Origin of the sequence: Streptomyces bicolor (assembly GCF_000719285.1) — a bacterium.
In the GTDB taxonomy this organism is placed as follows: domain Bacteria; phylum Actinomycetota; class Actinomycetes; order Streptomycetales; family Streptomycetaceae; genus Streptomyces; species Streptomyces bicolor.
The window spans coordinates 46,193-66,201 of sequence record NZ_JOFS01000019.1 but is presented as its reverse complement, the minus strand read 5'-3'; the positions used below and the strand labels follow the sequence as shown (position 1 = coordinate 66,201).

The following is a 20,009-nucleotide window of genomic DNA, read 5'->3' as shown; positions in this document are numbered from 1 at the left end:
CCCTCTGACCTACGCCGGACGCAGGTCAGAGGGTTTTCTGGTTTCCGTTCGAGCGGGGTCGGCTCGCAGAAGTGGCGGCGATTTCCCGCGCTGGCCTGATAACCGGCGACGCAGAGCTCGTCCAGGGGCGCGGTGCGCCCACCCAACTGCACCCGCCAGCCGCCAGGCCGGCCCTCCCGTGGCCCGAGCACGTTGAAGCGCAGCCCAGGGCGGGCCCTTGCCCCCGCCATTGCCCGAGCGGGCGATGTTCCACGTGAAACATCGCCGTGGGACGGAAGACCTCAAGTCTCCCGTCCCACGGCGGAGTTCACCTACCGGTCGGCGCCGGCCTCACATCACCGGCCCTCGTCGCGACGGGCCGCCTCCTCCTCGGCTTCCTTCGCCTGGACCTCGGGATCAAGGGCGGACTGGCCGCTGCCGTCCACCGAAGCGAGATGGCTCGCCTCGGGTACCTCGGTCGCGGCGGGAGGCTCGACCAGCCAGTCCGGGTTGGCCTGCTTGTCCCACCACTTCCAGGCCGCGAAGGCAGCGCCCGCGAGGACACCGAACACCGCCAGCGCCTTCGTGGCACGACCGGCCTTGGCGCGCCTCTCGTGCCTGCGGACCAGCTTCTGGATCTCCTTCGGCGAGACCTGGCCGCGCAGCGCCGCCAACGCGGCGGCACCGCGCGCGGCGGCCTCGCCCCTGACGGGCCCCGCCACGGCCACTGCCTGTTCGATCCTCGGCCTGGAGTAGTCGGCTGCCTGCCGGGCAGCCTTACGTGTACGTGCGGCGGCCTCATGGGCGGCGTGGTCGACCTTCGGTGGCACATGCGCACGGGCCTGCTCCAGACGCGGCGCGACATGCGTGCCGTACTGCAGAAGTGCCTGCGCGCGGGCCTGCTCGGTGGCCTGCGACACCTTGGGCGCGAGCCGTACGCGTGCCTCGTGCGCGTATTGCGCGGCCCTGTCCTTGGCGGTGTCGGCGTAGGGCGCCACCACTTCCGCGGCGTGCAGCACGCTGTCCTTCGCCGAGCCGGTCGCGGCGCGCACGCTGTCAATGCGGGTCACGGGATCCTCCTCCTCGGTGGCGTACGGTTTTCGACTTTCCACCCTTTTACGGATCATGCCTGTCAGAACGCTCTGCGGCATGTGAGGGCGGGCATATGGGTGCCGATGGAGCTGATCAAGTGCAATAGCGGATTAATGAGGGTCAACGCGGGCTTGTCGTCGACAATGCCACGGTTCGGCGCTTCGCGCCCCCGCCACGGGCCTTCTCGACGGGATTTCTGCAAGCGATCGCCACGGTTGCCTGCCGGTGAACGAGTGCCGGGCGACGTACGCCGCCGTCCATGCGAGGATCAGGGGGTCACAGGAAGACAACGGAAGGCAGATCGTGGCTGAGCAGCTCTACGCCACCCTGAAGACCAACCACGGCGACATCGAGGTCCGGCTCCTCCCGAACCACGCGCCGATCACGGTCAAGAACTTCGTCGAGCTCGCCAAGGGCGAGCGTGAGTGGACGAACCCGGCCACCGGAGAGAAGTCCACGGCCAAGCTCTACGACGGCACGGTCTTCCACCGGGTCATCAGCGGCTTCATGATCCAGGGCGGTGACCCGCTGGGCAACGGCACCGGCGGTCCCGGTTACCAGTTCCAGGACGAGTTCCACCCGGACCTCTCCTTCGACAAGCCGTACCTGCTCGCCATGGCCAACGCCGGGCCGGGCACCAACGGCTCGCAGTTCTTCATCACGGTCTCCCCGACCACCTGGCTGAACCGCAAGCACACCATCTTCGGTGAGGTCACCGACGCGGCCAGCCAGAAGGTCGTGGACGTCATCGCGACCACCCAGACCAACCCGCGCACCGACCGTCCGGTCAAGGACGTCGTCATCGAGTCGGTCGTCGTCGAGACCCGCGAAGGCTGAGTCCGACACCTCCCTCAGGGAACCGTTCGACAACTCCCACAGGGAACAAAACGCCCCGCTCATCCGTAAGGAAGAGCGGGGCGATGCATGTGGACGTGCACCGCGTACGACGAACTAGGGGATCTCATGGACCAGCCGGCCGGCAGCTCGCAGGACGCCCAGAGCCTGCCCGTCTGCTACCGACACCCGGGCCGCGAGACCGGCGTCCGCTGCACTCGCTGCGAACGCCCGATCTGCCCTGACTGCATGGTCAGCGCCTCCGTCGGCTTCCAGTGCCCCGACTGCGTCCGCGGTGGTTCCGGCACCGGACATGCCCCTGACGCCGCCCGTCCCCGCACCATCGCCGGCGGCACCATCACCGCCGACCCCCGTCTGGTCACCAAGATCCTCATCGGGATCAACCTCGCGGTGTTCATCGCCGTGCAGACCAGCACCACCCTGCTGAACGACCTGGTCCTCCTCGGCGCCTGGCCGCCCGCCCCGTTCAACCCGACCGAAGGCGTTGCCGGCGGCGAGTGGTACCGCCTCGTGACCTCGATGTTCACCCACGAGGCCATCTGGCACATCGCCTTCAACATGCTCAGCCTGTGGTGGCTCGGCGGCCCCCTCGAAGCCGCACTAGGCCGTGCCCGCTACCTCGCGCTCTACCTCTGCTCCGGCCTCGCGGGCGGCGTTCTGGCCTACCTGCTGGAGTCCCCGACCACGGCCACGCTCGGTGCCTCCGGCGCCATCTTCGGCCTCTTCGGTGCCACAGCCGTCCTCATGCGCCGCCTCAACTACGACATGCGGCCGATCATCGCGCTGCTGGTGATCAACCTGATCTTCACCTTCAGCCCCGGGTTCAACATCTCCTGGCAGGCCCACATCGGCGGCCTCGTCGCCGGCGTCGTCATCGGCTACGCCATGGTCCACGCACCGCGTCAGCGGCGGGCGCTGATCCAGTACGGCACATGTGCGCTGGTCCTGGCCGTGATTGTCCTGGTGACCGTGCTGAGGACCTTGCAGCTCACCTGAGCGGCACGTTGTCCACAGCGTGTGGCCAATCTTGTGCATAGTGTGCGCGAACAACTGTGCCCCCTGTCACCGACCCGCGTTTTCGCAGGTCAGATAGGGGGCGAACGCTCGTCCGGATCCGTGGTGTGTCAGTCGTATCGGCGTCAACGCCCGAGGGGTTATCCACAGATCGTCGTTCTTTTCCCCAGGTCCTCTGTGGATGCTCTTGCGATCTGTGGATAACTCAGCGGATAGCCGTGGGTAGAACTGAGTTCACCGAGAAGCGGCCGCTACTTCCACTGCGTGGAGACGCCGAATCCGGCGGCGATGAAGCCGAAGCCCACCACGATGTTCCAGTTGCCCAGCGCATCGATGGGCAGCGAACCGTCGGTCACGTAGAAGACGACGATCCATGCCAGGCCGATGACGAACATGGCCAGCATCACGGGCGCGACCCAGGCGCGGCTGTTCAGCTTGATGGTGGCCGCCTGCTTCGACGGCGGCGGCGTGTAGTCGGCCTTCTTGCGGATACGTGACTTCGGCACGAGGGTCTCTCCTGTCGATGCGCTGCGTGGCCGCGCAGGGAACTTTGGCTGGCTCCGGGGCAGCGTACAAGGGGACTCTGATTGCTCCCCCGGGCGTCCGTTAGCGTAGTGCTTCCGCGGCGCCGAAGGAGATAAGGGTACGTTGAGCAATTCTGCCGACTCCCCCGGGACGGGATCCAGTCCTGTCCGTGGCCGCTTCCGGCCGGTGCGGGTGCTCACCGCGGCCGTCTTCGCTCTCGCGGGGCTCATTTTCTTCACGAGTTTCAATACGGCCAAAGGCACCGATATCCGCACGGACGCCTCATTGCTGAAGCTCTCGGACCTGATCCAGGAACGCAGCCACGAGAACGGCCGGCTCAACGAGTCCAACGCCGCCCTGCGTGACGACGTGGAGGCGCTGGCGGAGCGGGACGACGGCAGCACGAAGGCCGAGGACGACAAGCTGGCGGCGCTGGAGCAGAGCGCGGGTACGCAGAAGGTGACCGGCGAGGCGATCACGGTCACGCTCAACGACGCCCCGCCGGATGCCACCGCCAAGCTGCCCGGGTATCCGGAGCCCCAGCCCGACTACCTGGTCATCCATCAACAGGATCTCCAGGCCGTGGTCAATGCCCTGTGGCAGAGCGGCGCCAAGGGCATCAAGGTCATGGACCAGCGGTTGATCTCCACGAGCGCCGTGCGCTGTGTGGGCAACACGCTGATCCTTCAGGGCCGGGTCTACTCACCGCCGTACAAGATCACGGCGGTCGGTGATCCGGAGAAGATGCAGCAGGCGCTCGCGGCCTCGCCGTCGATTCAGAACTACATGGTGTACGTCAATGTCTACGGCCTCGGCTGGAAAGTCACCGAGGACGGGACGGTGACTCTGCCGGGCTACTCGGGCACAGTGGATCTGCAGTACGCCAAGCCCGTGGAGTGAGCCCTCTCTGGAGCTGCCGGTGCGTGTCGTCGTCAGGACCGTCAGCGAGCTCTGCATCACCGTCGGCTCTGTGATCGTCCTTTTCGTCGCCTACGTACTGTTCTGGACCGGCGTGAAGGCCGACAACGTCATGGACGTCCAGATCGATCGGCTGGAGAAGCGGTGGGCGCAGGGGGCGGTGCGCCCGACGGCCGCGGCTCCCGGCGATGCGGCGAGCCCGGGCGCGGCCACGAGTCCCCCTGAGCCCGCCCCGTACAGCGCGGACGAACCCTTCGCGATCATGTACATCCCGCGCCTTGGTTTCACGTGGAACAAGCCGGTTCTCGAAGGCACCGCCACCAACACCCTCAAGAAGGGCCTCGGCCACTACGCGAGCACCGCCCAGCTCGGTCAGAAGGGCAACTTCTCGGTGGCCGGCCATCGGCGTACGTACGGCGATCCCTTCAAGGACTTCCCGAAGCTGCGCCCCGGGGACGCCGTGGTCCTCACCGACGGGACGACCTGGTTCACGTATCGGATCGACAAAGGCCCCTACAAAACCGTTCCTACGGACATTGAGGTGATCGACCCTGTGCCCCGTAAGTCGGGGTACACCCGTGAGGGCCGCTATCTGACCCTGACCACGTGTGATCCGGAGTGGGGACACAGTCACCGGCTGATCGTGTGGGCCCATCTGGACTCCACACAGCCTGTGGAGGCCGGGAAACCGGAGGCGTTGCGCCGTTAGTCTGTTGGCTGTACGGCGTGAGTCTGGTGCCGTGGTGCGACGGAAGGGACGGCATGTACGGCTGGATCTGGCGGCATCTGCCGGGGAACGCTTGGGTGAGGGCGCTGATTTCACTCGCCTTGGTCGTGGCCGTGGTCTACGTCCTTTTCCAGTACGTCTTCCCGTGGGCAGAGCCGCTGCTTCCCTTCGGCGATGTGACGGTGGAGGGCCAGTGAGCGCGCGCATTCTCGTCGTGGACAACTACGACAGCTTCGTCTTCAACCTGGTGCAGTACCTGTACCAGCTGGGCGCCGAGTGCGAGGTGCTGCGCAACGACGAGGTGTCGACGGCACACGCCCAGGACGGCTTCGACGGTGTGCTGCTGTCGCCGGGCCCGGGTACGCCGGAGGAGGCCGGGGTCTGCATCGAGATGGTGCGCCACTGCGCCTCGACCGGGGTGCCGGTCTTCGGTGTCTGTCTCGGCATGCAGTCGATGCAGGTGGCGTATGGCGGTGTCGTCGACCGCGCGCCGGAGCTGCTGCACGGCAAGACCTCGCCGGTCGAGCACGAGGGTAAGGGCGTCTTCGCGGGCCTGCCGTCGCCGTTCACGGCGACCCGCTACCACTCCCTCGCCGCCGAGCCGGAGACGGTGCCGGCCGAGCTGGAGGTCACCGCCCGCACGCACGACGGGATCATCATGGGCCTCAGGCACCGTGAACTCCCGGTCGAGGGAGTGCAGTTCCACCCCGAGTCGGTGCTCACCGAGCACGGTCATCTGATGCTGGCCAACTGGCTGGTGGAGTGCGGTGACCAGGGTGCGGTGGCGAGGTCGGCGGGGCTCGCCCCGGTGGTGGGCAGGGCCACGGCGTGACCGCGCTGCGCCCCGAGCGCGAGTCCGGCGCCGCATACGGGGAGTCCTTCACGGATTCCTACGGCGACGCCGGCGACCAGGGCACCTCGTACGGGCAGCAGCCGTACGAGGCGTCCGGTGCGCTCGGGGACTGGTACGGCGGGGAGGGCCACGTCGCTCAGGGGCAGAGTGCCGGGGGATACGGCGCCGAGGGCTATGGCGCCGCCGACGGTTACGGGAGCGATGGTTACGGCACTGAGGGTTACGGCACCGAGGGTTACGGCTCTGGCGGCCTCGGCGCGGAGGGGGCCGTAAGCGCCCAAGAGCCGTACACGGAGCCGTACATACCGCCACCGGACGACGAGACCGTGGCGCTGCGGATAGCGGATCCGCCCTCAGGAGAGTCCATAGCGGCCTCTGCGGCCTCTTCCGCCACGTCGGCCACGGGAACCCCAATGGGCGGCCGCGCGGCCCGCAGAAAGGCCGCCAAGCGGCGTCATGGGCGTCATGGAGGCGCTCGCCCGGCGTCGGAGGCCGCCGAGAGCGGTTCGGAGGCCGCGCAGGCTCCTCTCTCTCGGGTGGAGGCGCGCAGACAGGCCCGGGCGCGCCGGCCCAGCCCGGGTGTGCTCGCCAGCCGGGCGATCGGTGAGGTGTTCATCACCACCGGCGTGCTGATGCTGCTGTTCGTGAGCTACCAGCTGTGGTGGACGAACGTCCGCGCGCACGCGCAGGCGGACAAGGAGGCGAGCAGCCTCCAGGACGACTGGGCGAGCGGTAAACGCGCTCCGGGGACGTTCGAGCCGGGGCAGGGCTTCGCCATCCTGCATATCCCGAAGCTGGACGTGGTCGTACCGATCGCGGAGGGCGTCAGCAACAAGAAGGTGCTCGACCGGGGCATGGTCGGTCACTACGGCGAGGGCAGGCTGAAGACGGCGATGCCGGGGGACAAGACCGGCAACTTCGGGCTGGCCGGCCATCGCAACACCCATGGCGAACCGTTCCGGTACATCAACCGGCTCGCCCAGGGCGACGCGATCGTCGTCGAGACGCAGGACAAGTACTTCGTGTACAAGATGGCGTCGATCCTGCCGGTGACCTCGCCGGGCAACGTGAGCGTGCTGGACCCCGTTCCGCGGGACGCCGGTTTCACCACACCGGGCCGCTACATCACACTCACCACGTGCACTCCTGAGTTCACCAGCAAGTACCGGTTGATCGTCTGGGGCAAGATGGTCGAGGAACGGCCGCGCAGCAAGGGCAAGCCGGATGCGCTCGTCAGTTAAGGGCAGATGAACGTGGCAGCGACCACCGACGACACCGAGCACGCGCAGCGCACCGTCGCGTCCCAGTCCCCGCGCCGGCCGCCGCGCCGCCGCATGGGCCGGGTCGCGATGGCGGTCAGCGTCTTCGGCGAACTCCTCATCACGGCGGGCCTGGTGCTCGGCCTGTTCGTCGTCTACTCCCTGTGGTGGACGAACGTCGTGGCCGACCGGGAGGCGGCCAAACAGGCCGACAAGGTCCGCGACATCTGGGCCCACGAGGACGGGGATTCCGGCCGTCCCGCCGAGTTCGACTCCAAGAACGGCATCGGCTTCCTGCACGTGCCCGCGATGGGTGACGAGGACATCCTGGTCGAGAAGGGCACGACGTCGAAGATCCTCAACGACGGCGTCGCCGGCTACTACACCGACCCGGTCAAGGCGACCCTGCCGACGTCGGGCAAGAAGGGCAACTTCTCCCTCGCCGCACATCGCGACGGCCATGGCGCCGAGTTCCACAACATCCACAAGATCAAGAAGGGCGACCCGATCGTCTTCGAGACGAAGGACAAGTGGTACGTCTACAAGGTCTACGCCGTCCTTCCCGAGACCTCGAAGTACAACGTCAAGGTCCTCTCCGCCATCCCGAAGGAGTCGGGCAGGACGAAGGCGGGCCACTACATCACGCTGACGACTTGCACGCCGATCTACACGAGCCGGTACCGGTACATCGTGTGGGGCGAGTTGGAGCGGGTGGAGAAGGTGGAGAAGGTGGATGGGGAGCGAACGCCGCCGGAGGAACTGCGTTAGCGTGACGTGTTGTCACGCTTAAGATGAGGGCCCGAAGCCGCAACCTACCTTTGCGGCTTCGGGCCTCTTTCTCTTTACGCTGTTAATGGCCCAGAACCTTCAGCGGTTCCCCGGCGCTCCACTTCTCCAGTAGCGCGCGGTCTACGGCGGTGATGCCGCTGTCGGTGGCGATGCTCAGTGCGTCAGGTGTGAAGGGGCACGTCGCCACGAAGAGAGCTACGTCCGCGCTGTACAGCTTGGCCGAGCCGACGAACTTCTGGACGTCGGAGCTGGTGATGGAGATGTAGGGCGCGAACCTCTTGCACTGGGCGACGAGGCGTCGTCCGTCGGCTGTGAGCGCGATGACGTCGATGCCCCGGTCGCCAGGACCTCCCTGCACGACGACATCCGTGCAGCCGTCGCGGTTCAGCAGTGTGGCGATGTGCTCCTCGAACTTGCGGCTGTTCATGGCGTCCATCGCGGCCATGACACCGGCGAGGGGGCGTTCCTCCAGCGGTGCCTCGAGCCTCTGCAGCCGGGCATGGTGGTGCCGAAGCCGTCGCTCGATGCGCTGGACGCCTGCGCGGAGCGCGATCAGCTCCCTGCGGTGCTCGCCTGACGTTTCGATCAGGGCGTTGAACATGGGGACGACGGTCTTGCCGAGGATTTGGGTGATGCGCTGGTCGATGCGGTCGTCGAGGGAGACGACGTCGGTGGGGGTCGGGTTTTCCACAGGCTGTGTGCGGGCCAGGTACTCCATGTCGAGGAGGTAGGTACGTACATGACGAGCGACCGTGCTGTCGCGTAGGAGCATGGCGACATTGAGCACCGCCCGCCGGGAGAAAACAGTGAGGCTTCGGCGAGCCTGTGGATAACTACCCAGCGAGAGTGACATGTTGTCACTCTCGAATTTTCGAAGGTCAGAGCCTCGCAGTACGGCCATGCCGTTGGCTTCCAGCTCTTCACGGTGGCGCTTCGCCAGCTGCCGGATGACTTCGACAGTGACGTCGAAGTACGCCGCCACCATCGCCGTCGTCACATGCATCCCGTCCGGCAGCAGCGACAGCGCCTTGACTCTGTCGAGCACGTCGGTTCGTTCCAGCACGCTGTCGCGCAGGCTCTTCGACTCCAGCAGCGCCGATTCGTTGATCACGTTCTGCCCTTCCGCTTGTGGTGTGGCCGTACGGCCGGGGCAGAGCTCTGACTCCCCACCCCACCCGATCAACGAGTCGGGAAATGTGAAGACACGATCGATGCGGGAGCGAGTGTTCGGCGTGTGTGGTCGCGACTGCTGGGCATGAGTGAGCCCCGATGCCCTGCTCAGGGCATCGGGGCTCACTCATGCGGGCTGGTGTCAGTCCTCCGTGCGGGCGGACGTTCCCGTCACGCCGCCGAAGATCTGACCGCCGTCGCCGCCACCGCCGTTGCCGTTGCCGCCCTGGTCGACGGCGACCAGGTTGACCGCGGTGCCCTGGGGCACCTGGGTGTTCGGCTGGGGATCCTGGGCGAGGACCACGGCGTTGTCGTCCTGGGAGCCCTGGACGTTGCCCACCGTCAGACCCACGTCCTCGAGGGCCTTCCTGGCGTCCTTCAGGGACAGCTGGGTCACGCTCGGCACCGGCACTTGCTGCTGCGCGGCCGCCTTGCCGATCCGGATCTCCACCTGGGAGTTCTGGGGGACCTGGGAGCCGATCGCCGGGTTGGTGTCGATGACCTTGCCGACCTGGTTGGGGTCCTGGGTCTCCACCTCGACGCAGGAGCCGACCAGGTTGTTGGCCGACATCTGGACCTTCGCCTCGTCGCAGGACTTGCCCTGGACGTCCGGAACCGTGGACTGTTCCTTCTCCTTGGCGACGGTGAGGGTGATCGTCGAGCCCTTCTCCTGCTCAGTGCCACCCTCGGGGTCCTGGCTGATGACCACGCCCGGAGTCCGGTCGGACTCTTCGGTCTTCTGCTCGACCCTGAAGCCCTTGTCCTCGAGGTCGGACTTGGCCTCGGTGTATTGCGCTCCCTCCACGTCCGGAACTGTGACCTTCGGGGCACCGGTCGACACCACGACGTTGACGGTGGAGTTCTTCTTGACCTTCGTCCCGGAGTCCGGGTTCTGCGAGCAGATCTGGCCCGCGGGCTTGTTCTCGCAGGGTTCCTTCTTGGAGGTCAGCGTGAGGTCGCTGTTGGACGCCTCTTTCCTGGCCTCGGGCAGCGTCTTGCCGATGAAGTTCGGCACAGGCACCGTGTCGTTCGCCACACCGTCACCGCTGAACACCCACTTGCCGATCAGCACCGCACCCACGAGAACCAGCACCGCCGCGAGGACCAGCAGGATCGTCGAGGTGTTGGACTTCTTCTGGCGCCGCCGGTCCACGCGGTCGTCGTAGCCGTAGCCGCCGTCGTCCGGGTTCATGGGCGGCAGCATCGACGTGGCGCCGGCGTCCGTGGCGCGCAGGGCCGTGGTCGGCTGGTCGTCGGGGTAGCCGCCGTAGCCCACCGAGCCCATCGCGGCCGTGGCGGCGACGGGCTGGCCGTCGAGGCAGGCCTCGATGTCGGCGCGCATCTCGTCGGCCGACTGGTAGCGGTAGTTGGGGTCCTTGACCAGCGCCTTCAGGACGATGGCGTCCATCTCCGGCGTGATCTCGGGGTCGAAGACGGACGGGGCCTGAGCCTCTTCGCGTACGTGCTGGTACGCGACCGCGACCGGGGAGTCGCCGACGAAGGGCGGGCGGACCGTCAGGAGCTCGTAGAGCAGGCAGCCCGTGGAGTAGAGGTCCGAGCGAGCGTCCACCTGCTCGCCCTTCGCCTGCTCCGGCGAGAGGTACTGGGCGGTGCCGATGACGGCCGCGGTCTGGGTCATCGTCATGCCGGAGTCGCCCATGGCGCGGGCGATGCCGAAGTCCATCACCTTGACCTGGCCGTTGCGCGTGAGCATGACGTTGGCCGGCTTGATGTCGCGGTGGACGATGCCGCTGCGGTGGGCGTACTCCAGGCCCTGGAGGATGCCGATGGTCATCTCCATGGCGCGCTCCGGCAGCAGCTTGCGGCCGGAGTGGAGCAGTTCGCGGAGCGTCGAGCCGTCCACGTACTCCATGACGATGTACGGGATCGACACGTTGTCGATGTAGTCCTCGCCCGTGTCGTAGACCGCGACGATCGCGGGATGGTTGAGCGAGGCGGCCGACTGGGCCTCCCGGCGGAACCGGGCCTGGAAGGACGGGTCGCGCGCGAGGTCCGCGCGCAGCGTCTTCACCGCCACGGTGCGGCCGAGGCGGGTGTCATGCGCGAGGTAGACCTCCGCCATGCCACCACGACCGAGCACCTGGCCCAGTTCGTACCGGCCGCCGAGGCGACGCGGCTCTTCCATAAGCTACCTACCAGCCCTCTCCGTCGGTCCCGACCTCACCCTTGTGGGTGCGTCGGTGTGCCGTCCGGGCATACCGTACCCGGCTCATCTTGTGTGACCTGGCCAAGCCCGTAACCCGATACAGGACCGGTATCGCAACGTGCACCGATGTGAAGGGGACGTGAGCGGGGTCACTTCTTGCTGTCGATGACCGCCTCCATGACGCTCTTGGCGATGGGGGCCGCGAGGCCGCCACCGGAGATGTCGTCGCGGACCGCGTTCTCGTCCTCGATCACCACGGCCACGGCGACCGGCGAGCTGCCGTCGTCGAGCTTGGCGTAGGAGAGGAACCACGCGTAGGGGTTCTCGCTGTTGTCCACACCGTGCTGGGCGGTACCGGTCTTGCCGCCCACCTTGACGCCGCCGATCCGCGCCTTCTTGCCGGTGCCGTCCTCGACGACCGTCTCCATCATCGACTGCAGGATCTGAGCGTTCTCCGCGGACAGCGGCTTGCTCAGCTCCTCGGGGTCGGTCTTCTCGAGCGGGTCGAGGTTGTGCGTCTGGACCTCGTCGACCATGTACGGCTTCATCAGCGTGCCGTCGTTGGCGACGGCCGAGGCGACCATGGCCATCTGCAGCGGGGTGGCGGCGGTGTTGAACTGGCCGATGGAGGACAGCGCGGTCTGCGAGGGGTTCATGTCGTCGGAGAAGACCGACGCGCTGGTGCGGACCGGCGTGAACTGCTCCTCGGTGAAGCCGAACTTCTTGGCCTCTTCCAGCATCTTGTCGTTGCCGAGGTCGGAGCCGATCTTGCCGAAGACGGTGTTGCAGGACCACTGCAGGGCGACCCGGAGCGTCGCGTTCTTGCAGGGGATGTCGCCCTCGTTCTTCAGCACGGTCGTGGTGCCCGGCATGGTCCACGGCAGCGGCGTCCTGGTCTGCTGGTCCGCCTCCGTGTAGAGGCCGTTCTCCAGTGCCGCGGCCGCGGTGACGACCTTGAAGGTCGAGCCGGGCGGGTAGACCTCGCGCAGCGCCCGGTTGAGCATCGGGTCGTCGGGGTTGTTCTTCTTCTGGAGCTTCGCCCAGGCCTCTTCGTCGGAGGTGCTGCCACCGGCGATCGTCGACGGGTCGTACGACGGGAAGGACGCCAGCGCCAGGATCTTGCCGGTGGACGGCTCGATGGCGACGGCGGCACCCTTGCCGCCCTGGTTCTTCAGACCCTGGTAGGCGGCCTTCTGCGCGGCGGCGTTGAGGGTGGTGACGACGTTGCCGCCCTGCTTCTCCTTGCCCGTGATCATGTCGAGGGTGTTGCGGAAGAAGAGCCGGTCGTCGGTGCCGCTGAGGATGCCGTCGTTGATGGACTCCAGCTGGTTGGCGCCGTAGGCCTGCGAGACGAAGCCGGTGACGGGCGCCCACATCGCGCCGTCCTTGTACGTGCGCTTGTACTTGAAGTCGCCCGAGGTCTCCGTGTACCCGGTGATCGGGTCGCCGCCGACGATGATGTCGCCGCGGGGCGTGGCGTAACGGGCGATGAGGACGCGGCGGTTCTTGGGGTCGTCCTTGAGGCTGTCCGCCTTGACGTACTGCAGCCAGTTGTCCCGGATGAGCAGGGTGAGGATCAGGAGGCCGCAGAAGATCGCGATCCGGCGCAGGGGCTTGTTCATGACGGGCGGACCACCTGGGTCATCTCGGCGTCGGGGTTCGGAGCGGGGGCGGGCGCCGGACGGCGGGCGGTGTCGCTGATGCGCATGAGGATGCCGATGAGGGCCCAGTTGGCGATGACGGAGGAACCGCCGTACGCCAGGAACGGCATCGTCATACCGGTGAGCGGGATCAGGCCCATGACGCCGCCCGCGACGACGAAGACCTGGAGGGCGAAGGCGCCGGAGAGGCCGACGGCGAGCAGCTTGCCGAACGGGTCGCGGGCGGCGAGGGCGGTGCGCACGCCGCGCTCAACGATCAGGGCGTAGATCAGCAGGATCGCCATGACGCCGGCCAGGCCGAGCTCCTCGCCGAAGGTGGCGAGGATGAAGTCGGAGTTGGCGGCGAACCGGATGAGCTCGGAGTGGCCCTGGCCCCAGCCGGTGCCGAGGGTGCCGCCGGAGCCGAACGCCCACAGGGCCTGCATGGCCTGCTCGGAGTGGCCGCCGACGCCCTGCCGGCTGAGGGTGTACTCGCGCATCGGGTCGAGCCAGGCGTCGACGCGCTGCTGGATGTGCGGTTCGAAGGAGGCCACGCCGACGGCGCCGACCGCGGACATCAGCAGACCGAAGACGATCCAGCTGGTCCGCTCGGTGGCGACGTACAGCATGATGACGAACATTCCGAAGAACAGCAGCGACGTACCGAGGTCGGTCTCGAAGACCAGGATGAGGATCGAGATCGCCCAGACGACGAGGATCGGTCCGAGGTCGCGGCCGCGCGGCAGGTACAGGCCCATGAAACGGCGGCTGGCGAGGGCCAGGGCGTCTCGCTTGACCATCAGGTAGCCCGCGAAGAACACCGCGAGGACGATCTTCGCGAACTCGCCGGGCTGGATGGAGAATCCGGCGACGGAGATCCAGATCTTGGCGCCGTAGATGTTCTGGCCGAGGCCCGGCACCAGTGGCAGCAGCAGCAGGAAGAGCGCGCCGACCATGGAGATGTAGGTGTAGCGCTGCAGGACGCGGTGGTCCTTGAGGAAGATCAGGACCGCGATGAACAGGGCGATGCCCATCGCCGTGTACAGCAGCTGCCGGGGCGCGGCGGTGCCCGCCTGCTTGATCTGCTGGAGCAGTTTCGACTGGTCCAGCCGCCAGATCGCGACCAGCCCGAGTCCGTTCAGCAGGGTCGCCAGCGGCAGCAGCAGCGGGTCCGCGTAGGGGGCGAACTTCCGTACGGCGAGATGGCCGATGCCGGCGAGGAGGCCGAGGCCTATGCCGTAGCTGAGGAGGCCGGCCGGCACCTCGTCGTTGATCGCCAGGCCCACGTTGGCGTAGGCGAACACCGGAATGACAACCGCGAACACCAGCAGCGCGAGTTCGGTGTTGCGCCGGCTCGGCGCGCCGATCGCGCCGATCGTGGACGTGTGGTGGGTCGGCGAGTTCGTAGTACTGCTCATCGTGTGACGGGGCCTCTCACGGCTTGCCTACTGCGTGCCGCAGTTCGTGACGACCTTCTGCTCTTCCTCCGAGAGAGTCGGGCCGGGGCTTGGCGTCGCAGTCGGGGTCGGGGAGGTGGAGGAGGACGGGGGCGGGGTCTGGGACTTGGACGGCGATGGGTTCGGCGTCGGTGTCGCCTTGGACGTGAGGGAGGAACGGGTGGTTCCCGTGGTGCCTCCGGCCTCGCCTTCGCCGGTCCCGGAGTTCTTCGCGCTCTCGGCGGACTGCTGCGCGGACCGCTTCTTGCACGCGGAGGCCTGCACGGCGAGTTCGTCGATCTTCTTCTGGGCGTCCTTCAGGCCGCCCTCGGCGATGGTCGCCTCGACCGACTTCTGCCAGACCGGCGGCAGGTACTTGAGTTCGATCTCGGGGTGGTCCTTCTCCACCTCCGAAAGCGACACCCATGCCAGGTCCTGGCTGATGCCCCGGTAGAGGGCGACGTGGTCACCGTTGGTGCCGACGTAGTACTGCGTCTGCGTCCACTTCCAGCCGCCGTACAGGCCGCCGCCGATCACACCGAGCGCGAGGGCGATGTAGAAGGATCTCTTCAGCCACTTGCGGCCCTTGCGGGGCTTGACGAAGTCGTCGTCGGTGTAGTCGCCGAAGCTGCCCGCCGGGATGTAGCCGGTGGTGTCGCCGGAGCCGGGCGGGCCGAACTCGCCGCCCCCGCCGCCCTGTCCGGGGAACTGGCGGCCGAGCCCGGAGGCACGGCCTGCCGGGGTCTGCATGATGCCGTTGTCGTGCAGTTGGTGCTGGTTCTCGGCGACGGCGCCGACCACGACCGGGGTGTCGGACAGCTGCCCGGCGAGGGTGTCGTTGGTGTCCAGGTCGAGGACGTCGGCGATGATCACGGTGATGTTGTCGGGGCCGCCGCCGCGCAGCGCGAGCTGGATGAGCTCCTGGACGGTCTCCTGGGGGCCCTGGTAGCTGGCGAGGGTGTCCTCCAGCGTCTGGTGGGACACCACCCCGGACAGACCGTCGGAGCAGATCAGGTACCGGTCGCCGGCGCGGACCTCGCGGATGGACAGGTCGGGCTCGACATGGTCACCACTGCCCAGGGCGCGCATCAGCAGGGCGCGCTGCGGGTGGGTGGTGGCCTCCTCCTCGGTGATCCGGCCCTCGTCGACGAGGCGCTGCACCCAGGTGTGGTCCTGCGTGATCTGCGTGAGGACGCCGTCGCGCAGCAGGTAGGCCCGTGAGTCGCCGACGTGGACCAGGCCGAGGCGCTGTCCGGTCCAGAGCAGGGCGGTCAGCGTGGTGCCCATGCCTTCGAGCTGGGGGTCCTCCTCGACCATCGAGCGCAGCTGGTCGTTGGCGCGCTGGACGGCCGTACCGAGAGAGGTGAGGACGTCGGAGCCGGGGACGTCGTCGTCGAGGGCGACGATGGTGGAGATCGCCTCGGAGGAGGCGACCTCGCCCGCTGCCGCGCCGCCCATGCCGTCGGCGATGGCGAGCAGGCGGGGTCCGGCGTATCCGGAGTCCTCGTTGCCCTCGCGGATCATGCCTTTGTGCGATCCGGCGGCGAAGCGCAGTGACAGACTCATGCGCACCTCGCCCGTCGGCTCCGGGTACATCCGCACGGTGCCCACCCTCCGGTCGGGAGCGCGCCGGGGCCCGTGGTGTGGGTCGCCGCTGCGTGCTCGCTCCGCTCGCTCATTGTCGTACTACTTCCGCAGCTCGATGACGGTCTTGCCGATGCGGATCGGCGCGCCCAGCGGAATCGGTGTGGGGGTCGTCAGCCGCATTCGGTCGAGGTACGTGCCGTTGGTGGAACCGAGGTCCTCGACGATCCACTGGCCGTCGCGGTCCGGGTAGATCCTGGCATGCCGGCTGGAGGCGTAGTCGTCGTCCAGCACGATCGTGCTGTCGTGCGCCCGGCCCAGGGTGATGGTCTGGCCCTGCAGCGCCACGGTGGTGCCGGTGAGGGTGCCCTCGGACACGACCAGTTTGGTGGGGGCGTTACGGCGCTGGCGGCCGCCGCCCTGCTGGCTGCGCTGCTGCGGAGGCGCTGCCTGACGTGCGGTCTGCTGCGGTCGGGCGGTCTCGCGGCGCGAGCCGCGCTGAGTGACGCGCGTACCGAACAGGTCGCTGCGGATGACCTGCACGGCCACGATCACGAACAGCCACAGGACGGCCAGGAAACCCAGCCGCATGACCGTGAGGGTCAGCTCTGACATTGCCCCCGCTTCACCCTTCGGCTTGCCTATAGATAACGGTGGTGCTGCCCACGACGATCCGCGAGCCGTCGCGGAGCGTAGCGCGGGTGGTGTGCTGCCCGTCCACCACGATGCCGTTGGTGGACCCGAGATCCTGGATCGTCGAGGGCGTTCCGGTCCGGATCTCGCAGTGCCGGCGGGAGACGCCGGGGTCGTCGATCCGCACGTCGGCCTCGGTGCTGCGGCCCAGCACCAGCGTCGCGCGGGAGATCTGATGGCGGGTGCCGTTGATCTCGATCCAGTAGCGGGTGCGGCCGCCGGCCGCGGGCGCGGCGGGAGGACGCTGGCCGCCCGCGGGCTGCGGGTAGCCGTAGCCGCCGGGGCGGCCGCCGGGGGGCGGCGCGGCCGGCATGGGAGGTGCGCCCGCGGGCGCGGCGGCCGGCGGGTAGCCGTAGCCACCCGGGGCACCACCGGGCCGCCCGGCCGGGGCGGCGGGTGCGGGGGCCTGCCGGCCGCCGCTCTGCTGGTCGGTGGAGCCGGCGAGCGTACGGCTGCGCACGCGGTACAGGCCGGTGTCGAGGTCGTCGGCCTTCTCCAGGTTGACCTTGATCGGGCCCATGAAGGTGTAGCGCTGCTGCTTGGCGTAGTCGCGGACCATGCCGGCGAGCTCGTCGCCGAGCTGGCCGGAGTAGGGGCTCAGCCGCTCGTGGTCCGGTGCGCTCAGCTCCACGATGAAGTCGTTGGGGACGACCGTGCGGTCGCGGTTCCAGATGGTGGCGTTGTTGTCGCACTCGCGCTGGAGCGCTCCCGCGATCTCCACGGGCTGGACCTCGGACTTGAACACCTTGGCGAAGGTGCCGTTGACCAGACCTTCGAGACGCTGCTCGAACTTCTTCAGGACTCCCATGAGGCACCTCCTCCGTCGTTGCCTTCGTCCTGTGTCCCGCCGGGCGGGCACTGCCTTACCTGGTACTGCTTACTGATCGTATCCACGCGCCGGTGAATCGGCTGGTTCCCCCTGTCGGCCCGGTCGACGGGTGTCGACGCCCTCGAAGTTCCCTTCGGAGCTCCCCTTCGAACTCCTCACGGACACAGTCTTGCCATGGATCGTAGAGGGGGCCGCAAACCAGTGTCCCGCACCTGACTGTGGACCCCGACCGGCTCCTGGGGAGATGGGCGGTACCGGTACGAGGTTGATACGTGAACAGGTACTCGTTGATACGGAGCGGAGGGCGTCGCGGGTTGCCGGGTGCCCGGGGCGCGTGCCGACTGCGCTGGTGAGCGGCGGCGGGGCCGCTGGGCGGCGGGCTGCCTGGGGATAAGGGATGTGAACCCACCCTGGGCGCCGTGCTAATGTTCTGGATGTCGGAAGGCGCCGGACCGCAAGGGAAGGGCCCGAGGACACACCCAATGCGCGGGTGGCGGAATAGGCAGACGCGCTGGATTCAGGTTCCAGTGCCCGCAAGGGCGTGGGGGTTCAACTCCCCCCTCGCGCACTCTGGAGCACCGACGAAAGTGCTCTAGCTGCACCGACGGAATGGGCGGCATCGCGATGGCGATGCCGCCCATTCCTGTTTCTGCGGTGTGATGTCTGTCTCTGGGCACGGTGAAGCGGACCGTCGGTGGCTGAGGGCCGTCGGCGGTCCGTGTTCGTTTTGTGTGTCTTGCTTGAGCAGCTCTCGGGGCGCGCTCTGTGAGGAAGGTCTCAGCGCTGGGTGATGTGGCTCTTGGGGGTCCATGTGCCCAGCGGCTCGGTCCTGCGACGGCGGGTGGGCGTCGGCGGGGCCGTTCGCCGCCCAGGGCGATGGCGTCGGCCCAGGAGGCGAGCTTGCGGCGGTTGGCGTGGGCGAGCTGGAAGGCCAGGAGGAGGGTCTGGGCTGCGATGCCGCGGATTCGGAGGGTGTCGGCGTCTTCGAGGCGTTCCTGGAGGCGGTCCTTGGCGAAGCCGTTGATGCCTTCGACACTGTTGCGGAGCCGGAAGTAGCCCGTTGCCAGGCTTCGGAGCCGTACTGGAGGGGCTGCCAGAGGTTGGTGCCGGCTTCCGGTCATCGTCAGGATGATGGGTCAGCTCACCGGAGGCGGGCGGAAGGGCGGCGGCACACCGTGAACCCTGTCCGAGCGGTCATGTTCGGAGCCTGGGTACAGTCCGCCCGCCGTCCGCCAGTGACGACCAGGGACAGCGGGCGGCAACGGCCGTCCGCGCTTGGGTGGAGTTAGCTGGTTTCCCATCGGCATCAGTCAGATTGCCCACGCCATGCCCACAGCAACGACCCAGGCACCGGGGCGGTCACATGATCGCCCGGACAGCTCCTGGTCGGCACCCAGGTCAGACCTCGTTGCCGGGCCAGCCCAGCAACCGGGCGCCGATGACGGCGGTCTGCAGGGTGTAGCGGTGGACCGGGTTGGCCGGGTTGGTGCCGGTGAGCTTGTGGATGCGCTCCAGGCGGTAGGTCAGGGCCCGCACGCTCAGGCGCAGGCGGCGCGCCGCCTCGGCGGCGATGCATCCGGAGTCGAAGTACGCGGTGAGGGTGTCGAGGAGGGGCTGGGCGCCGCCGCGGGCGGCCTGGAGCGGGCCGAGGGCACTATGCACGAGGTCGGCCATGGCCTGCCGGTCGCGGGTGAGGACGGGGTAGACGAGCAGGTCGGCGGCGCGCAGCACGGGCTCCTCCAGTTCCAGGCGGTCCGCCAGGTCGAGGGAGTTGAGGGCTTCCTCGTAGGAGTGGACGACCCCGCCGGCGCCGGGGTGGGCGCGGCCGAGGGCGACCCGGCCACCGTCGGTGGCCGCGTGTGCCTGCTTGGCGAAGTACACGAGTACGTCGTCCTGGTCGCCGGGTGCGACGCAGACCAGGCGGCCGTCCTTGGTGGTGAGCAGGATGCGGCGCTCTCCGAACCGGGCGACCAGGGCGCTCTCCACCTGCCGGGTCGCCGGGTGCGTGTCGTCGACCGGCGTGGCGCCCTGGGCGACGGCGACCGAGTGGGCGCGGGAGAGGAGCAGGCCGAAGCGTTCCGCCCGTTCGGCCAGGCGACCCAGGTCACTTCGGCCGTAGAGCAGATCGTCGATGAACTCCCGCCGCGCGGCCTCTTCCTGCCTCACCGCGAGTTTCTGGGACCGTTCGTATCCTTCGGCGAAGGCGTCCACCGCCTGCTCCACGGCGGCGAGCACACGGTCGGCTCCGACGGTCGATAGGGCGGGCGAGAGCTCGCGGGCCGCGGACAGATGCCGGCGGACCAGAAGACGCAGTCCCAGGCCCGCCTCCGCGGCGCGTTCTCCCCGGGCGCGCAGGGACTCCAGCTCGTTCCGGGTGAGGCGGCGGCCCGTGGCACAGACGTCGGCCAGGATCCCGGCATAGCCCTCCAGGTACTCGTCGGGTATGGCTGACCGCGTCACGCGACCTCCTCGATGCTGA

18 protein-coding genes and 1 tRNA gene are annotated in these 20,009 nt (G+C 68.1%); 9 read left to right on the top strand and 10 right to left on the bottom strand.

What is annotated here, in order from left to right; translation table 11 throughout:
* Positions 1-335: 335 nt before the first annotated feature.
* On the bottom strand, positions 336-1,049 hold the full coding sequence (locus IF78_RS0124520; RefSeq protein WP_031484604.1) for a DUF5324 family protein: 714 nt from the start codon (positions 1,047-1,049) through the stop codon (positions 336-338).
* Between the two features lie 325 nt (positions 1,050-1,374).
* Between IF78_RS0124520 and IF78_RS0124515 the strand changes: the two genes are divergently transcribed.
* A complete protein-coding gene (locus IF78_RS0124515; protein ID WP_031484602.1) occupies positions 1,375-1,908 on the top strand; it encodes a peptidylprolyl isomerase in 534 nt (177 codons plus the stop codon).
* Between the two features lie 126 nt (positions 1,909-2,034).
* The gene (locus IF78_RS0124510) at positions 2,035-2,922 is read left to right on the top strand and encodes a rhomboid family intramembrane serine protease (protein WP_031484600.1); all 888 of its coding nucleotides are present in this window, start codon (positions 2,035-2,037) and stop codon (positions 2,920-2,922) included.
* 269 nt (positions 2,923-3,191) lie between these two features.
* Here the strand turns inward: IF78_RS0124510 and crgA are convergent, their stop codons facing one another.
* On the bottom strand, positions 3,192-3,446 hold the full coding sequence (gene crgA / locus IF78_RS0124505; RefSeq protein WP_030290322.1) for a cell division protein CrgA: 255 nt from the start codon (positions 3,444-3,446) through the stop codon (positions 3,192-3,194).
* A 142-nt stretch (positions 3,447-3,588) separates the two neighbouring features.
* Here crgA and IF78_RS0124500 point away from each other — a divergent pair, with 142 nt between their 5' ends.
* From IF78_RS0124500 to IF78_RS0124475, 6 genes are read left to right on the top strand one after another with little or no spacing between them, the layout of a single operon-like run.
* On the top strand, positions 3,589-4,365 hold the full coding sequence (locus IF78_RS0124500; RefSeq protein ID WP_078662566.1) for a DUF881 domain-containing protein: 777 nt from the start codon (positions 3,589-3,591) through the stop codon (positions 4,363-4,365).
* Between the two features lie 19 nt (positions 4,366-4,384).
* Positions 4,385-5,092 (top strand): class E sortase, encoded by a 708-nt coding sequence (locus tag IF78_RS0124495; RefSeq protein ID WP_031484594.1) that lies wholly within the window; start codon positions 4,385-4,387, stop codon positions 5,090-5,092.
* A gap of 17 nt (positions 5,093-5,109) precedes the next feature.
* The gene (locus tag IF78_RS47795) at positions 5,110-5,307 is read left to right on the top strand and encodes a hypothetical protein (protein ID WP_167348327.1); all 198 of its coding nucleotides are present in this window, start codon (positions 5,110-5,112) and stop codon (positions 5,305-5,307) included.
* On the top strand, positions 5,304-5,942 hold the full coding sequence (locus IF78_RS0124485; protein WP_031484591.1) for an aminodeoxychorismate/anthranilate synthase component II: 639 nt from the start codon (positions 5,304-5,306) through the stop codon (positions 5,940-5,942). The genes IF78_RS47795 and IF78_RS0124485 overlap by 4 nt, the downstream gene beginning before the upstream one ends.
* Positions 5,939-7,204, top strand: coding sequence for a class E sortase (locus tag IF78_RS0124480; RefSeq protein WP_031484589.1), 1,266 nt, complete (start codon positions 5,939-5,941; stop codon positions 7,202-7,204). The genes IF78_RS0124485 and IF78_RS0124480 overlap by 4 nt, the downstream gene beginning before the upstream one ends.
* A gap of 6 nt (positions 7,205-7,210) precedes the next feature.
* Positions 7,211-7,990 carry a class E sortase gene (locus tag IF78_RS0124475; protein ID WP_425314627.1) on the top strand — a complete coding sequence of 260 codons (780 nt, stop codon included), beginning with the start codon at positions 7,211-7,213 and terminating at the stop codon, positions 7,988-7,990.
* 82 nt (positions 7,991-8,072) lie between these two features.
* Here IF78_RS0124475 and IF78_RS0124470 read toward each other — a convergent pair whose 3' ends face one another.
* From IF78_RS0124470 to IF78_RS0124440, 7 genes are all read right to left on the bottom strand, one after another.
* Positions 8,073-9,122 (bottom strand): restriction endonuclease, encoded by a 1,050-nt coding sequence (locus IF78_RS0124470; protein ID WP_037641126.1) that lies wholly within the window; start codon positions 9,120-9,122, stop codon positions 8,073-8,075.
* 201 nt (positions 9,123-9,323) lie between these two features.
* On the bottom strand, positions 9,324-11,327 hold the full coding sequence (gene pknB, locus IF78_RS0124465; RefSeq protein ID WP_031484583.1) for a Stk1 family PASTA domain-containing Ser/Thr kinase: 2,004 nt from the start codon (positions 11,325-11,327) through the stop codon (positions 9,324-9,326).
* Positions 11,328-11,497: 170 nt separating this feature from the next.
* Positions 11,498-12,970: a penicillin-binding transpeptidase domain-containing protein gene (locus IF78_RS0124460; protein WP_031484580.1), complete on the bottom strand. Its 1,473-nt coding sequence runs from the start codon at positions 12,968-12,970 to the stop codon at positions 11,498-11,500.
* Positions 12,967-14,406 carry an FtsW/RodA/SpoVE family cell cycle protein gene (locus tag IF78_RS0124455; protein ID WP_031484578.1) on the bottom strand — a complete coding sequence of 480 codons (1,440 nt, stop codon included), beginning with the start codon at positions 14,404-14,406 and terminating at the stop codon, positions 12,967-12,969. Before IF78_RS0124455 ends, IF78_RS0124460 begins: the two co-directional genes overlap by 4 nt.
* A 27-nt stretch (positions 14,407-14,433) precedes the next feature.
* On the bottom strand, positions 14,434-16,020 hold the full coding sequence (locus tag IF78_RS0124450) for a Stp1/IreP family PP2C-type Ser/Thr phosphatase (RefSeq protein ID WP_031484576.1): 1,587 nt from the start codon (positions 16,018-16,020) through the stop codon (positions 14,434-14,436).
* A gap of 90 nt (positions 16,021-16,110) precedes the next feature.
* Positions 16,111-16,623, bottom strand: coding sequence for an FHA domain-containing protein FhaB/FipA (locus tag IF78_RS0124445; RefSeq protein ID WP_031484573.1), 513 nt, complete (start codon positions 16,621-16,623; stop codon positions 16,111-16,113).
* Between the two features lie 10 nt (positions 16,624-16,633).
* The gene (locus IF78_RS0124440) at positions 16,634-17,509 is read right to left on the bottom strand and encodes an FHA domain-containing protein (protein WP_031484571.1); all 876 of its coding nucleotides are present in this window, start codon (positions 17,507-17,509) and stop codon (positions 16,634-16,636) included.
* Between the two features lie 505 nt (positions 17,510-18,014).
* On the opposite strand from IF78_RS0124440, the gene IF78_RS0124435 reads away from it, so the two are divergent.
* Positions 18,015-18,098, top strand: a tRNA-Leu gene (locus tag IF78_RS0124435).
* A gap of 830 nt (positions 18,099-18,928) precedes the next feature.
* On the opposite strand, the gene IF78_RS0124430 is transcribed toward IF78_RS0124435, so the two are convergent.
* On the bottom strand, positions 18,929-19,990 hold the full coding sequence (locus IF78_RS0124430; RefSeq protein ID WP_031484569.1) for a PucR family transcriptional regulator: 1,062 nt from the start codon (positions 19,988-19,990) through the stop codon (positions 18,929-18,931).
* Positions 19,991-20,009 lie beyond the last annotated feature (19 nt).